This window comes from Arthrobacter sp. 49Tsu3.1M3, from assembly GCF_900168135.1.
Classification (GTDB): Bacteria; Actinomycetota; Actinomycetes; order Actinomycetales; family Micrococcaceae; genus Arthrobacter.
The window spans coordinates 66932-81575 of sequence record NZ_FUZD01000012.1 but is presented as its reverse complement, the minus strand read 5'-3'; the positions used below and the strand labels follow the sequence as shown (position 1 = coordinate 81575).

The window sequence follows — 14644 nt, the reverse complement described above, 5'->3', positions numbered from 1 at the left end:
GGTTTAGGACTCTATCCGGTGGTCTTCGAGAACGGTGAATCCCCGTGCTGTCAAGGCGTTCCGAAGCTCCACCCGGTCATCCAGTGCCAGGTTGACTCCCTTGACCTCCTGCCAGACCTCGTGCCCGCGCCCGGCCACGAGGATGGTGTCCCCGGCTCCGGCGAGCTCTACGGCCTTCAGGATGGCGGCGTCGCGCGGGAAGACCTCCAGGACCGTGCAGTCCAGGCCTTCGTCGTCCTTGGCCGCCAGGGCCCCGGCAAGGACGTCCGCGCGGATGGCCGCCGCGTCCTCGTCGTGGGGATCGTCGTCGCTGACAATCACGGTGTCCGCCAGCCGCGCCGCGATGGCCCCCATCGCGGGGCGTTTGCCCTGGTCCCGCTGTCCGGTGGCGCCGAATACGATGATCACTTTGGATCCGGGTTCCGGGGACCGGACGGCTGCGAGGGCACGGGCCAGGGCGTCGGGGTTGTGCGCGAAGTCCACCACGGCCGCCGGGGCCGTGGACACCAGCTGCATCCGGCCGGGCACGGCAACGGTGAAGGGATCCGCGGCGTCGAGGGCGGCCTGCACCGCGGCCGGCTCGTGGCCGCCGGCGAGGACCATCACCGTGGCCAGCGCGGCGTTGGCGACGTTGAAGCTTCCCGGCAGGCAGGTGTGGACGCGCAGCTCGGTGCCGTCGCGGTGCCGGAGGACGAAGTCGGAGCCGAGGCCCCGCGGAACGGTCCGGACCACAGTCCAGTCGGCGGTCCAGTCCGCGTTCCCGTCCGCGGTCCGGCCGGCGTCGGCCTGCCCGGCGCCGTCGGTCCCGGCCGTGGCCAGGGTGGTGACCGGGATTTCGGCGGCGGCCGCAAGCTTGCGGCCCCAGTCGTCGTCGATGGTGACCACGGCGGCGCGGGCGCGTTCGGGCGTGAACAGCCGGGCCTTGGTCTGGAAGTACTCCTCCATGGTCCCGTGCAGGTCCAGGTGGTCCTGGGTGAGGTTCGTGAAGCCGGCGACGTCGAACACGACGGCGTCGACCCGGTGGAAGGACACGGCGTGCGAGGAAACCTCCATGGAGGCGGCATCGAGCCCGCGTTCGCGCATGAGCGCCAGAAGGGCGTGCACATCCGTGGATTCGGGCGTGGTCAACAGGCTCGGGATCGGCTCCCCGCCGGCCAGGATCTCAATTGTCCCGATCAGCCCGGTCCGCTTGCCCAGCGCCCGCAACAGGGCGTTGATGAAATAGGTGGTGGTGGTCTTGCCGTTGGTGCCTGTCACCCCGAAGAGGGCCGGTGCCCCGGCGCCGTCGGGCCTACTCTGGTAGATGAGCGCGGACAGCCGGCCGACCACGCTGCGCGGCTCGCCGGCCAGCAGCACCGGGACGGCGATGTCATGGCCCAGGGCCAGCAGGCGCGCCCCGGCGTCGTCTGTCAGGACCGCCACGGCGCCGGCGCCGACGGCCTGGGACACGAAGTCGGCCCCGTGCCGTGTGGCGCCCGGCAGGGCCACATACAGGTCTCCCGGGCGGACCGACCGGGAGTTCAGGGAGATCCCGGTGACCTGGACGGAGCCGGACGCACCGGGAACGGCGACGCCGATCGCCGCCCCGATGGCTGCCAGCGGCACTGCGGCAACCGCAGTGGGCCGGAAGCCCTGGGTGGAGTTATGGCCGGACGGCGCGGAAGCATCGGGGTCGGTGAGCTCTGACAAGTGGATCTCCGTTGTGGTGCTAGTGGATCGGGCACTGAAAATATCGGGCACTGAAAAAATCGGGCACTGGTAGATCGGGAGCTGCGCACGCGGAAATGCTCCGGCGCGCAGGCAATGGGTGTGGCGTCGGCTCGTGACTTCCGCGTGCCAGGTGGAACAGGCGCTACTTGGCGTACTGCGGCAGCCGCGCGGGTTCGCCGGTGGAGGGCTGGACGTTGAATGTGCGCAGCGTCTGGCTCATCACCGAACGGAACACCGGTCCGTTGGTGATTCCGAAGATGCTTCCCTTGGGCCGTTGCAGGACCACCTCAACAATAAACCGCGGATCGTCCATGGGCGCCATTCCGATGATGGAGGCTGTATAGCCGCAGAACCCTGATTTGCCGTCGTCGCAGGGCGATTCGGAGGTGCCGGTCTTGGCGCCCACCCGGTACCCGTCGATCGCGGCCTCTTTGATCTCGCCCTCGGTTACGGCGCTCTCAAGGATGTCGCGGACCTGTTTGGCCGTCTCCTTGGAGACGACTTGCTGAGGGGCCTTGGCCGGGACTTTTTCCTCGGCACCGTCGTCCGGGTTGATGTAGCTGTCGATCAGGCGCGGCTGGAGCATCACGCCGTCGTTGGCGATGCTCTGGTAGGCCCGGACGGTCTGGAGGGTGGTTTGGGCGACGCCCTGGCCGAAAAGCACGGTGTACTGCTGGCGCCCGTCCCACTGGTCGGACGGGGTCAGAATTCCCTTGGATTCGGCGGGCAGACCGATGTCGGGGGCCTCGCCGATGCCGAACTTCCGCAGCCAGTCATAGCGCTGTTCCTTGCTCAGCCGCTGGCCCACCATGACTGTGCCGGTGTTCATGGAGTAGCCGACAATGCCTGCCAGCGTCCGCTGCTCGGTGCCGTGTTCGAACGCGTCGCTGAAGGTCTGGCCGTCCACGGTATAGGTCGGTGGAATGGTGAACCTGTCCAGCGGGCTGGACTTCCCCTCCTGGATGGCCGCTGCGGCCGTGATCATCTTCTCCACCGAGCCGGGCTCGTAGGCGGCGGTGACGGCCCGGACCCCGCGGTCCTCGGCGGCAACCTTGCCGGGGTCGTTCGGATCCGGGGAGTCGGTATCGGCCATGGCCACGATGTTGCCGGTCTTGACGTCCTGGACCACAATCACGCCCCACTCGGCACTGAGCTTGTCCTTCTGGCTTTGGATCGCCTGCTGGGAGAAGTACTGCAGGTCCGAATTCAGCGTGAGCTTGATGTCCTTGCCGTTCACCGCCGGCGTCAATTGGTCCACGCCCACCGGGATGCGCAGTCCGTCGGCGCCGATTTCAAACAGCCGCTTGCCCGGTGTGCCTTTGAGTACGTCGTCCTGGGTCTGCTCGAGGCCCGCCTGTCCGGTGCTGCCGTCCTTGAGGAAACCGACAATTCCGCCGGCCACGGAGCCGTTGGGGTAGACCCGCTTGCTGGTGCCTTCGGTGACGATGCCGGGAATCTGCAGCTTGGATACCTTGTCCTCGACGTCCGGTTTCAGGTCCTTGGCCACGATGTAGTAGCGCTGGGTTCCGGTCAGGGCATCGCGCAGCGTGCCGCGGTCCATGCCGAGCACGGCGGCGAGTTCGGAGATGCCCTGGTCCCGGGTGACCTTGACGAGCTCGTCCTTGCCGTTGATGGTCTCGAACCGGCGGAAGGATTCGGTCTTGGTGTTGACTGTCTGGTCCACCACGACGTTGTAGCGGATGACGCTGCTGGCCAGGACGGCGCCGGAGGAATCGAGGATGCTGCCGCGCTCTGCGGGCAGCACGGTGGGCGTGAGCCTGTTGTTGAGGGCGGCCTCAGCCAGGCCCCCGATGTCCAGGCCCTGGACCATGAACAGCTTGCCGCCAACCACGAGCAGGAGCGCCAGCATGATGCCCAGCCCCACGCGGAGCCGCCGGGTGGGGTTTGGGGCTTTCGCCTTGCTTGCCCTGCCGGAGTTCTTCGCCACGGTGAGTCCTTGCTGCTTGCCTTGCTGGTGGTCAGTGAACGTTACTGCCCCGGGGTCTTCTGCGCGGGGGCGGGAACCGAGCCGCCGTGGAGTTCCACGGCGGGGGCGGCGGGTTTGGGTGCGGGTGCGGGCTTCGCAGCGGCCGGCGCCTTGTCTGTGTCCGCCGGTTTGGTGTCTGCGGGTGTGGTGTCCGCCGCCTTGCGCTGGGCGAGAGGCTCGTTCTCCGTGGCCGGCGGGACAACCGTGAGCTGTCCGGCGACGGCCGGTGCGGCGATGACGGCACCCGGAGCATCACCCTTGACGGCCGGCTTGGCCTTGCCGGTGACACTGAGGGTGGAGAGGTCGATCTGGCCCTTCGCGACCGAAGCCACCATGCCCAGTTCAGTGGCCTTGGCCGCCAGGTTCTGCGGGGCGTCGAAGTTCTGCACCTGCTGGGTGAGGTCCTGGTTCTGCTTGGTCAGTGTGGTCTGTTCACTGCGGAGCTGGACCAGCTGGTACTGGGCGGAGGAGACGGAGATGTTCAGGACCAGCACGGCCATGAGGGCAATCGCCAGGAGCCCGAAGCAGAGCACCACGAACGGTGCGCGGCGCTTGCGCGGCACGGAGCGGACCACCGACAGCGGGGTGCGTGCCTTGCGGGGCTGGTCAAGGCCGGGGCGGAGGCCGGGCAGTGCACGGGCAGTGGCGCCCTGGGCAACGGGGTAGCTGTTGACGGCGGCGGTGCTCATGCGGCTCTCCTGGCTTTGATGCGTTCGACGGCGCGCAGCCGGGCGGAAGCTGCGCGGGGGTTTTCGGCGATTTCAGCGGCGGTGGGTACCTCGGTGCCCTTTGTCAGGGTTTTGAGTTCGGCCTTGTGCTCCTCGAGCTCGACCGGGAAGCCGAGCGGGGCCGAGGACTTCGATCCGGCCTGGAAGAAGCCCTTGACGATCTTGTCTTCCAGGGAGTGATAGGACATGACCACCACGCGGCCACCGAGGGCGATGGCCTCGATCGCTGCTGGGATGGCGCGCTCGAGGACGTCCAGTTCCTCGTTGACCTCGATCCGGAGCGCCTGGAAGGTGCGCTTCGCGGGGTGGCCGCCGGATTTGGCGGCACCGGCGGGCACCACGGCCCGGATCTGGTCGACCAGTTCGCCGGTGGTGGTGAAGGGCTTTTCGGCGCGCGCGGCCACGATCCTGTTCGCGATGCGGCCGGCGAACTTCTCTTCGCCCCATTTCCGGATGATCCGGACGAGTTCTTCTTCGCTGTAGTTATTGACGACGTCGGCGGCCGTCTGGCCCCGGCTGGTGTCCATCCGCATGTCCAGGGGCGCGTCGAAGGAGTAGGCGAAGCCGCGCTCCCGCTCGTCCAGCTGGAGCGACGAGACGCCAAGGTCCATGAGCACACCGTGGACTTCGGTGAAGCCCAGGTCTTCGAGGACGTCCGGGATTTCGTCGTAGACGGCGTGAACGAGGTCGGTCCGGTTCTCGAAGGGCGCCAGTCTGGCCCCCGCCAGTGCCAGGGCTTCCTCGTCGCGGTCGATGCCGATCAGGTGAAGGTCGGGGAAGCGCTCCAGGAGGGCCTCGGAGTGTCCGCCCATGCCGAGCGTCGCGTCGATCACCACGGGGGTCTCGCCACGGCTCCGTGCGGCCTCGATGCCGGGGGCCAACAAATTGATGCACCGGTCCTTGAGGACCGGTACATGGCGTTCGGACGTCGGCTTCGCCTGGTCGGGATCCGTCATGCCTTCGTCCTTTCGTTGGCCTTGCTGGTTGCGCTTTGCTGGCTGCGCTTTGCTTGGTACTGCTCTTACGCAACGTTCCTTGGTCCAGATCCCCATCCGCGCCTATCCTGCGCCGGCCTGGCTCCGGGGAAGTGAGCCAGGACAACAACCGGATGGGCGGCTGGAGATCTCGATCAAGGAACGTTGTTTGCTGGTGGATCAGGGGGGTTCAGAGAATCCCCGGGATGGCGTCGTCTGTTTCCGAGAAGGCAGTTTCCTTTTCGGCCAGGTACTCATTCCAGGCTTGGGCGTCCCAGATCTCTGCCCGGGATCCTGCGCCAATGACGGCGAGTTCCCGGCCAAGACCCGCATACTCCCGGAGCGCCGGCGGAATCGTCACGCGCCCCTGCTTGTCAGGTACCTCGTCCGAGGCTCCAGAGAGGAAAACACGGATGTAGTCACGTGCCTGCTTGGAGGAAATTGGAGCCTCCCGCATCTGCTCGTGAACCCGGCCGAATTCCGCCTCACTGAAGACGTAGATGCAACGCTCCTGGCCCCTTGTGAGAACCAGTCCGCTGGCAAGTTCCTCTCGGAACTTCGCGGGGAGGATAATTCGACCTTTTTCATCCAGACGCGGCGAATGTGTGCCGAGAAACACGGCCCACCGCCTGTCTGTTTTAGGAAGTCCAACGTCCCCTGTGCTGCCACTACCCTCTTACGTCCTCCACATTACTCCACATCGCTCCACAGTCAACGACACGCCCGGGATGTTTAGACAATTCTGCGGATGTTTATCCCCCTTCTTCCCAGCATTTGCAGGGAACCGGGACTGGTGGGGGAAGTGGAGCGATTTTGCCCGCTTGCCTTCCGGCCCCCACCGATTGACGGGGCGCACCGGCGCGGGAGCACATAATTCGACGCGGTCGTCCGTTTTGCGGCGCCATCGAAGCCAAATCCGAGCAAGGCTGCAGGAAACGTGCCGGGAATTGCCGCATTAAATGGCGAAGACCCGCCGAAGCGGGTCTTGCGCCGCTCCCCGGCGGACCGGTGGCGGGAAGTGGAGGACTTTACGGGGCCGTCACTGAGCGGTTCAGGACTCGCCCCCGTGCCGTTCGTCCCAGCGCTGCTCAAGGTTGCTCATGAACGAACTCCTGGGCTTGCCCTGCTTGCGTCCGCCGGCTGCCCTGGCCTTGCCGACCGCAGAACTGCGCATGGTGGCGAAATAGACTCCGGCGCCCATCACAACAAAGCCGAGGACCCCGACAAAGATGTTCTGCATCGACACCCCGACCAACAACAGCAGCACGCCCGCGAGAGTCGCGAGCACGCCGATGACAAGGTGGCGGGTGGACCATGAGCGCCCGGGGACCGATCCCATTGAACTTGCAAACTTTGGGTCGTCCTCATGCAGCTGCTTCTCAAGTTGCTCCAGCAACTTCTGTTCGTGTTCCGAGAGCGGCATCACGACCTCCTCAAGTCTGCCAACGTCCGGGCATGACGTGGCCATTGCCCTAATTCCCTAACGCCCGGGATTCCGAAGTGGTTCCCCCGTCACCGCCATTGGTGAAAAGGGGGTCAATTCAGCTCTCCCGCGCCGGTCTTAGCTGGCCAGGTCGCCCGAACGGACGATCCAGTAGTCCTAAACCTAGGTATTAATAAGGATAGATTGTTGCGGCCTGTTCTGAAAGACAGTCTTAAGGCCCTTTCGCCGCCGGAACCCTTGGGAACGGGCGCCCGCCGGGGTTCCGGCCACGCTCACTCCGGGGCGCCCCCGGAATCCAGGAGCCGGGCCGGAAGGACTGACTTGTTGCCGAACTTCCGGGTGACAGCATCGAGGGCCTGTTCGGCGGCCCGCCAGTTGTCGTCCCGGCGGTCAAGACTGAGCTGAAGCGGGGCATCGGCGGCCTCTTCCAGCTGCTCGGCGCGGATGCCGACCAGCCGGACCGTCATGGGCCGCTCACCCACCGAGTCCAGGAGCTGCACTGCCACCGCGTACAGGAGTTGGGCGCTATCGATCGGTGTGCTCACGGTGCGGCTGCGGGTAATGGTGGAAAAGTCGGCGTAGCGCAGCTTGAGCGCCACGGTGCGGGCGTGCATGCCGGCGCTGCGGAGGCGCTCCGCCGTCCGGTGCGAAAGGCGCAGAAGCTCCCGGTGAAGCAGCGCGTCATCCGCGGTGTCAGTGGCGAACGTCTCCTCGGCACCAATGCTCTTTTCCAGGCGGACCGGCGTCACGGGCCGTGGATCGATGCCCCAGGAGAGCCGGTAGACATGCTCCCCCGATGCGCCCAGCAACTTGCGCAGGGAGGGAAGCGGCGACGCGGCGACGTCCGCCACCGTCCTGATGCCCCGGCGGGCCAGCACCTCCACGGTCTTGCCGCCCACTCCCCAGAGCGCACTGACGGGAAGGCTGTGCAGGTAGGGGACGGTTTCCTCCGGCCGGATCAGCAGCAGTCCGTCCGGTTTGCAGCGGGTGGATGCGATCTTGGCGACAAACTTGCTGGCGGCGATGCCCACTGATGCCGTAATGCCCAGCTCCCGGAACACGCGCGCCCGGATGAGTTCGCCAATCTCCCGTGGTGGCCCGAGCCTCCGGATGGCTCCCCCGACGTCCAGGAACGCCTCATCCACGCTGAGCGGCTCGACGAGGTCGGTGATGGAACCAAAGATTGCCATGATCTGGCCGGACACTTCGTAGTACAGCTTGTGGCGGGGCTCGATGATGACAGCTGAGGGGCACATCCGCGCCGCCACCACCATGGGCATCGCTGATCTGACGCCGAAGGCGCGGGCTTCATAGGACGCGGAGAGCACCACGGAGCGGTCCGCGGGGTAGCCCACAATCACGGGCTTTCCCTTCAGCTCGGGCCGGCTGCGCAGCTCCACGGAGACAAAGAAGGCGTCCATGTCCACGTGCATGATGCTGCTGCGCCGCAGTTCCAGCAGGGAGTCCCCTCCCGGGCTGCCGGGGGGCTGGACCTGGGGTTGCGCATTCGAGGGCCCGTTGGGGTACATATTCGTCTGCACTCCCTGCTGATTCTCTGCGTCCGGCCCCACGTCTTCAATCCTATGCCCGGGGACTGACTAAACTGGAGGCTGATTCCGCTTCAACCCCAGGAGGAAAGTCCCTGTGAAGGTATTTGGACAGCGCAAACGTGCCGCAGCCGCCATCGCGGCGGCGGGCGCGCTATTGGCTTTGGCCGCATGCACGCCTGCCGGCACCGGGAGCCCGGCGGCGTCGCCGGCGTCGACCCCGGACGCCTCTGCGCAGTCCTCCACCACGGCTCCCCCCAGCCCCTCCGCAGAGCCCGGCACGTCAGCAACGGTCGGCGCCCTCGTGCCCGGCTTCCCGCAGAAACTCCTGCCGCTGATGCCCGGGGCCCAGGTGGTCTCCAGCAGCTTCGACAAAACCACGGTGCCGGCAACCGCGGCACTGGTCGGCAGCATCACCGCCCCCGCCGCCGATGTCCTGGCTTTCTACACCAAGGGGCTGCAGGCGCAGGGCTTCAAGCCCGTCCCCGGGGAAACCGTCGGCGCCCTGCCTTCCAAGGACTTCCTGCGCGGGGACAACGAAACCGTGAATATCTCCGTCATGCAGACAACAGGGGTGTCCACGTTCACGATCGGTGCGAACGTCGCCGCCGAGTCCGTCAAGTGAGTCTCGCCGAACAGCTACGGCTCGAGCAGGCGGATTACGTGGCCGCCGTCGCCGGCAAGCTCACCGAGTTCCTGACCAGCCGGCAGGCCGTCATGGCCTCGATCTCCCAGGACATCGATCCGCTCATGGGCTCGATCTCAAACCTTGTCACAGGCGGAAAGCGCCTGCGTGCGCTCATGTGCTACTGGGGGTGGCGCGGTGCCGGCGGAGAAGCCGGCGCGGCCGAGGTGGTCACGGCCGGCTCGGCCTTGGAGCTGTTCCAGGCCGCGGCCCTGATCCACGATGACATCATTGACCGCTCGGATACCCGCCGGGGCGGACCCAGCGTCCACCGCAGGTTCATTGAACTGCACGAGGCCCAGGGCTGGGCGCTGGACAGCGAGCGGTTCGGCCACGCGGCAGCGATCCTGACCGGGGATCTCTGCCTGTCCTTCAGCGAGGAATCGTTCACGGAGATCGGACACCGGGCGGCCTCCGGCAGCCCGGCACGGCTGATCTTCAACCTCATGCGCGCAGAGGTCATGGCCGGGCAGTACCTCGACATCCTGGAAGAGGTCGCCGGGCCGAGACGGGACCGCGCCGGGGCCGTCAGCCGGGCCCAGTCCATCATCCGGTTCAAGTCGGCCAAATACTCCACGGAGCACCCGCTCGCCCTCGGCGGCGCCCTGGCCGGCGCCGGCGACGAGCTGCTGCGCGGCTATTCCGCCTTCGCCCTGCCGCTCGGCGAGGCGTTCCAGCTGCGGGACGATGTCCTTGGCGTCTTCGGTGACCCCGTCACCACCGGCAAACCTGCCGGGGACGATCTCCGTGAGGGCAAGCGCACGGTCCTGGTGGCCTTCGCCCTGGACCAGGCCTCGGCGGCCGAATCAGAGTTCATCGACGCCAAGCTGGGCAGCCCCGATCTCGGCGATGCGGACATCGAGGAGATCCGGCGGATCATCGTGGACTGCGGTGCGCTCCAGGCCACGGAAGTGCTCATCGAGGAGTTCGGCAAGGCTGCCTTCGCCGCCCTGGATCTGCTGCCGCTTCAGGAGCTGCCCAAAACCGCGCTCCGCAGGCTGGCAGAAGCCACGGTCAGCCGCGCCGCGTAACCCGGCCCCCCACGGCAGTATCCCCTTTTAAAGGGTGCCTGGTTAAAGGGTGTCCGGAAACACGGCGGGCCGCGCACGGCGCTCGCGCTGTGCACGGCCCGTCACGGCACGGCACGGCACGGCACGTCCGGAGGATGCTGCCGGCGCAGTGTTGCTGCCGGTGTGCTTTTACCAGGCCAGTGATTGTGCCCTGCGGCGAATTTCGGTCTTGCGCCCTTCCCGCAGGGCGTCAATGGGCCGGCCGCGGAGGGAATCGTCCGGCGTAAAGAGCCAGTTGATCAGTTCCTCATCCGAGTATCCGGCGTCTGAGAGAACAACAATGGTGCCTTTCAGGCTCTCCACCGCGTGCCCGTCCTGGATGAAAGCCGCAGGCACGGACCGGATGCGCCGGTCGCCGATTCTCACGGCCGCCAGCGCACGCTCGTCCAGCAATGCATGGACCTTGGTGATAGATACGTTCAGAAGCTGTGCGACATCGGGCAGGGGCAGCCATTCGCCCACGAGGCTTTCTACATTACTCACGCATAAAGATTGCCATGGCCGGTGCCCCGCCGCCTAGTCGGCATCCGCAGAATTCACGCTGCCGCCATGGCCGGTCCCGCCACGCCGGAATGCCGCCCGGCTCCACCCGGGACTCCACCGGAACGGCTTTCGGGGCGACACTCCACCGGAATCCGGTTTGCGGAATGTCAAACGGTTCTTGTGCTAATTGCCAATTCATGAGAGATTCACATAGATCACATTTGTAACAGAAATAACTTTTGTCACACTGGTAACACCAGTTCTACCGGCCTGACCGCAGCGTTGCCGCTGAGAAGAGGATCTTTCCAATGACAACCTCACGTTCGCCACAGCTCCGTCCGGGGCGCAGCCTGCCGCTAATCGCGGCGACGACGGCGGCGCTTCCCGCCGTCGTGCTTTCATCCCTGGCGATCGCCCAGCCCGCCGCAGCCGAATCGCGTGTGCGCTCGGTCCCGGCAACGCTCGCGGCCGCCATGCGTGCCCAGGCAAAGGCTGACGCGGCGACATCCCTGAAGGCGGCAGTGATCCCGGCCGCCTCCGTCCCGGTGACGCTGCCGAGCGCCTTGCGGCCCGCGCAGCCGGCCGCTCCGGCCGTCTACACGATCGCCCGCGGCGACACCATCAGCGCCATTGCCGGCCGCTACGGCCTGGACACGTTTGCCGTGCTCAAGCTGAACAACCTGCAGGCGAACACCATCATCTACCCGGGGCAGAAGATCAAGCTCACGGGTTCGACGGCGGCAGCGCCCAAACCGTCCGCACCGGCGGAATCGACTCCGGCAACGCCCGCCTCGGGCGGCGGCAGCGTGTACGTCGTTAAATCCGGCGACACCCTGAGCGCCATCGCTTCTCGCCACGGCGTTGGGCTTTCCGAAATCTTCAAGTGGAACGGGCTCGGCATGAGCTCGGTGATCTATCCCGGCCAGAAGGTCAAGGTCGGCGGCGGATCCAGCACTCCTGCCCCCTCCGCACCCGTGACGGCCACCGCACCCAAGCCGTCGGCGCCCGCGCCTGCCAGTTCCGGCTCCTACACCATCAAGGCGGGCGACACTCTCTCCGGCATCGCGGCCCGCAACGGTGTCAGGCTCTCGGACGTCCTCTCGGCCAACCGGCTGACGATGTCGAGCATCATCTACCCGGGCCAGAAGCTCGTCATCCCCGGCGCGTCGACCATCGCACCGGCATCGAGCACGCCTGCCACCACCACGCCCCTCGTGCCCAGCACGTTCCTCGGGTTCAGCTACCCGGCCGCGGTGGTCAGCTCGGCCAACCAGAACAAGGCGCTGCTCAACGCCTCTCCGGTGCCCAGCCGCCAGCAGATGAAGTCGATCGTGGCGGACACGGCCCGGCGCATGGGCGTGGACGCCAGCCTTGCACTGGCTTTTGCCTTCCAGGAATCCGGCTTCGACCAGCGTGCCGTGTCACCGGCCAATGCGATCGGCACCATGCAGGTCATCCCGTCCTCGGGCGAATGGGCCTCCGATCTGGTGGGCCGCAAGCTGAACCTGCTCGATCCGTACGACAACGCCACGGCAGGCATCGCGATCATCCGCCAGCTGGTTCGCACGAGCCCGGATGTGGACACCGCAATCGCCGGCTACTACCAGGGCCAGTACTCGGTGAGCCAGAACGGCATGTACGAGGACACTAAGGGCTACGTCGCCGCCATCAAGGCCAACCGGCAGCTGTTCGGCTAAACCCGGCCGTTCGGCCAACTACAGACTCCAGCACAGGCTCCCCTACAGCGGAGCGTGACGCTACGGGCCCGGATCGGATGTTGATTCGGGCCCGTTTCTGTCCAGCGACTACGATTGTAAGGTGCAGGAATACGTGTCGGACGCTCTCGTAGGGAACCTGGTGGACAACCGCTACCAGGTTCAATCCAGGCTTGCCCGCGGCGGGATGTCCACCGTGTACCTCGCCACGGACCAGCGCCTTGAGCGTGACGTCGCGCTGAAGGTGCTCCATCCCCATCTGGCCGACGACCCGCAGTTCCTTGACCGGCTGGGCCGCGAAGCCAAGGCTGCCGCCCGGCTCTCCCACCCGCACGTCGTGGGCGTCCTGGACCAGGGCGAAGACGGCCGGCTCGCGTATCTGGTCATGGAATTCATTAAGGGCCACACGCTGCGGGATGTCCTCAATGACAAGGGCGCCCTGTCGCCGCGGCTGGCTCTGGCGCTGATCGATCCGGTCGTCGAAGGCCTCGGCGCCGCGCACGCCGCCGGAATTATCCACCGGGACATCAAGCCCGAAAACGTCCTGATCGCCGACGACGGGCGGATCAAGCTCGGCGACTTCGGCCTGGCACGCGCTATCTCGACGTCGACGAGCACGGGCGCCCTGATCGGGACCGTCGCCTACATCTCCCCCGAACTTGTCCTGGGCAAACAGGCGGATGCACGCAGCGACATCTATTCCGTCGGGATCATGCTCTACGAAATGATCACGGGCCGGCAGCCGTTCGAAGGCGACGTGCCCATCCAGGTCGCCTACCAGCACGTCAATTCCACCGTCGCAGCGCCTTCGCTGGAGGTGCCCGGGCTGGCTGCCGAGATCGACGAACTCGTCCAGTGGTGCACGGACCGGGACCCGGACAAGCGCCCCGTCGACGGCGGCGCCCTGTTGTCCGAGCTCCGGCACATCAGGACCAACCTCAGCGACGCCGAACTCGACCTCCAGCCGCCGGCGGCTCGCAGTAGCCTGCCGGCCGTGGCTGCACCGCCACGCCGGCTGCCAGGCGGTGCCGGTCCGGCGCCGGGCGCGCGAGACGCGCAGGCAACGGCCCACGTGCTGCCGCCCACCGAAATGCCCACGGAGTTGCAGACTGAGGTTTACGGCAGCCTCGCCCGGCCCACCGAGATGATTTCCCGTGCCAGTGGCAACCCGACCACCGTAATGTCCGGTCCCCCGCGGCGTCCGGCCTACGGACCGTTGTCCACCCCGGACGAGGCGGCTTACGACGGAGCCGGGTATGACGGCCCGGCGGAGAGTGCGGTTGCCCCAAGCAAACGCGCCCAGCGCAAGCTGGACCGGGACGGGGAGAAAGCGCGCCAGCGGGCCGCCGCCACGCCCACCAGGACGCTGCACGAGGGCAACCCCCGGCGCCGCGGCCTGCTGTGGATCGTCCTGCTCGTCGCCGCGGCGCTGCTCGCCGCCGTCGCCGGCTGGTTCTTCGGCATGGGTCCGGGGTCACCGGGAACGATTCCCCCGGTGGCGAACAAGACCGTTGCCGAGGCCCAGGACCTGCTCCGCACCGCCGGCTTCCAATCCACCGTGAAGGATGTCTTCGACGACGACGTCTCGCCCGGGCTCGTGGTCGGCTCGGAGCCGACCGCCGGGAAGGTCATCCGCAAGTTCCAGCCCGTGTCGCTGGCCGTTTCCAAGGGCCCGGAGCTGTTCCCGCTGCCGGACCTGGCCGGCAAGAGCCTCGACGAGGCCAAGACCACCCTCAACGGCGCCCAGATGGCTTTGGGCCCGATTACCGAGACCTACGACGAGAAGGCCCCTGCCGGAACCGTCCTTGCCCAGGCTCCGCGCAGCGGCAACCCGGTCAAGCACGGGACGCCCGTGGGCCTGACCGTCTCGAAGGGCCCGCAGCCCATCCCGGTGCCGGATGTCCGCGGCCAGGCGCAGGACGCCGCCGTGAACGCCCTGCAAGCCGCCGGCCTGAAGGCCGTGGTTGCGCCGGAGCGGGCCAACGACAGGAATGTACCCGAGGGCGCGGTGCTGGCGCAGGATCCGGCCTCCGGCAACCTGACCAAGGGCGGCACCGTCACCTTGACCATCTCGAAGGGCCCGAAGCTCGTCGAGGTGCCCAGCTTCATCGGCAAGCAGGCCTCGGAGGCCCAGGAAGCCCTTGAGAAACTCGGCTTCAAGGTCCAGGTCGATAACATCCTCGGCGGTTTCTTTGGCACGGTCCGGGACCAGAACCCGGTGGACACGATGGCCCCGGAAGGCTCGACCGTCACGCTCACCGTCGTCTGACCGGCGCCCCGCTCCCCCTGCCATCGCACAAA

The 14644-nt window shown here is 66.9% G+C and carries 12 protein-coding genes; 4 read left to right on the top strand and 8 right to left on the bottom strand.

Going from position 1 to position 14644, the window contains the following annotated elements; genetic code table 11:
• Window positions 1-3: 3 nt before the first annotated feature.
• The 7 genes from B5X90_RS13720 to dinB all read right to left on the bottom strand — a co-directional run bounded on the left by B5X90_RS13720 (window position 4) and on the right by dinB (window position 8276).
• A complete protein-coding gene (locus B5X90_RS13720) occupies window positions 4-1689 on the bottom strand; it encodes a UDP-N-acetylmuramoyl-L-alanyl-D-glutamate--2,6-diaminopimelate ligase (RefSeq protein ID WP_079553928.1) in 1686 nt (561 codons plus the stop codon).
• Between the two features lie 163 nt (window positions 1690-1852).
• Window positions 1853-3658: a peptidoglycan D,D-transpeptidase FtsI family protein gene (locus B5X90_RS13715; protein WP_079553926.1), complete on the bottom strand. Its 1806-nt coding sequence runs from the start codon at window positions 3656-3658 to the stop codon at window positions 1853-1855.
• A 41-nt stretch (window positions 3659-3699) separates the two neighbouring features.
• On the bottom strand, window positions 3700-4386 hold the full coding sequence (locus B5X90_RS13710) for a hypothetical protein (protein ID WP_079553924.1): 687 nt from the start codon (window positions 4384-4386) through the stop codon (window positions 3700-3702).
• Window positions 4383-5381: a 16S rRNA (cytosine(1402)-N(4))-methyltransferase RsmH gene (rsmH, locus tag B5X90_RS13705; RefSeq protein ID WP_079553921.1), complete on the bottom strand. Its 999-nt coding sequence runs from the start codon at window positions 5379-5381 to the stop codon at window positions 4383-4385. The genes B5X90_RS13710 and rsmH overlap by 4 nt, the downstream gene beginning before the upstream one ends.
• A gap of 208 nt (window positions 5382-5589) precedes the next feature.
• The gene (gene mraZ / locus B5X90_RS13700) at window positions 5590-6018 is read right to left on the bottom strand and encodes a division/cell wall cluster transcriptional repressor MraZ (protein WP_028275887.1); all 429 of its coding nucleotides are present in this window, start codon (window positions 6016-6018) and stop codon (window positions 5590-5592) included.
• Window positions 6019-6450: 432 nt separating this feature from the next.
• A complete protein-coding gene (locus B5X90_RS13695; RefSeq protein ID WP_028275888.1) occupies window positions 6451-6822 on the bottom strand; it encodes a DUF3040 domain-containing protein in 372 nt (123 codons plus the stop codon).
• Between the two features lie 293 nt (window positions 6823-7115).
• Window positions 7116-8276 carry a DNA polymerase IV gene (gene dinB / locus B5X90_RS13690; RefSeq protein WP_179129147.1) on the bottom strand — a complete coding sequence of 387 codons (1161 nt, stop codon included), beginning with the start codon at window positions 8274-8276 and terminating at the stop codon, window positions 7116-7118.
• Window positions 8277-8487: 211 nt separating this feature from the next.
• Between dinB and B5X90_RS13685 the strand changes: the two genes are divergently transcribed.
• Window positions 8488-9015, top strand: coding sequence for a hypothetical protein (locus B5X90_RS13685; protein WP_079553919.1), 528 nt, complete (start codon window positions 8488-8490; stop codon window positions 9013-9015).
• Entirely contained in the window at window positions 9012-10106 is a 1095-nt protein-coding gene (locus tag B5X90_RS13680; protein WP_079553917.1) for a polyprenyl synthetase family protein, read from the top strand. Before B5X90_RS13685 ends, B5X90_RS13680 begins: the two co-directional genes overlap by 4 nt.
• A 168-nt stretch (window positions 10107-10274) precedes the next feature.
• Here B5X90_RS13680 and B5X90_RS13675 read toward each other — a convergent pair whose 3' ends face one another.
• Window positions 10275-10628, bottom strand: a complete 354-nt coding sequence (locus tag B5X90_RS13675; RefSeq protein WP_026266238.1) for an Rv2175c family DNA-binding protein — start codon at window positions 10626-10628, stop codon at window positions 10275-10277.
• Between the two features lie 308 nt (window positions 10629-10936).
• Between B5X90_RS13675 and B5X90_RS13670 the strand changes: the two genes are divergently transcribed.
• Both B5X90_RS13670 and B5X90_RS13665 read left to right on the top strand, forming a co-directional pair.
• Window positions 10937-12325 carry a LysM peptidoglycan-binding domain-containing protein gene (locus B5X90_RS13670; protein ID WP_079553915.1) on the top strand — a complete coding sequence of 463 codons (1389 nt, stop codon included), beginning with the start codon at window positions 10937-10939 and terminating at the stop codon, window positions 12323-12325.
• 121 nt (window positions 12326-12446) lie between these two features.
• Window positions 12447-14612, top strand: a complete 2166-nt coding sequence (locus tag B5X90_RS13665; RefSeq protein WP_079553912.1) for a Stk1 family PASTA domain-containing Ser/Thr kinase — start codon at window positions 12447-12449, stop codon at window positions 14610-14612.
• Window positions 14613-14644 lie beyond the last annotated feature (32 nt).

Excerpts from the sequence above, each read along its gene's own strand:
- B5X90_RS13695 (WP_028275888.1), bottom strand. The coding sequence starts at position 6,822 with ATGCCGCTCTCGGAACACGAACAGAAGTTGCTGGAGCAACTTGAGAAG.
- rsmH (WP_079553921.1), bottom strand. The coding sequence starts at position 5,381 with ATGACGGATCCCGACCAGGCGAAGCCGACGTCCGAACGCCATGTACCG.
- B5X90_RS13710 (WP_079553924.1), bottom strand. The coding sequence starts at position 4,386 with ATGAGCACCGCCGCCGTCAACAGCTACCCCGTTGCCCAGGGCGCCACT.
- dinB (WP_179129147.1), bottom strand. The coding sequence starts at position 8,276 with ATGCACGTGGACATGGACGCCTTCTTTGTCTCCGTGGAGCTGCGCAGC.
- B5X90_RS13670 (WP_079553915.1), top strand. The coding sequence starts at position 10,937 with ATGACAACCTCACGTTCGCCACAGCTCCGTCCGGGGCGCAGCCTGCCG.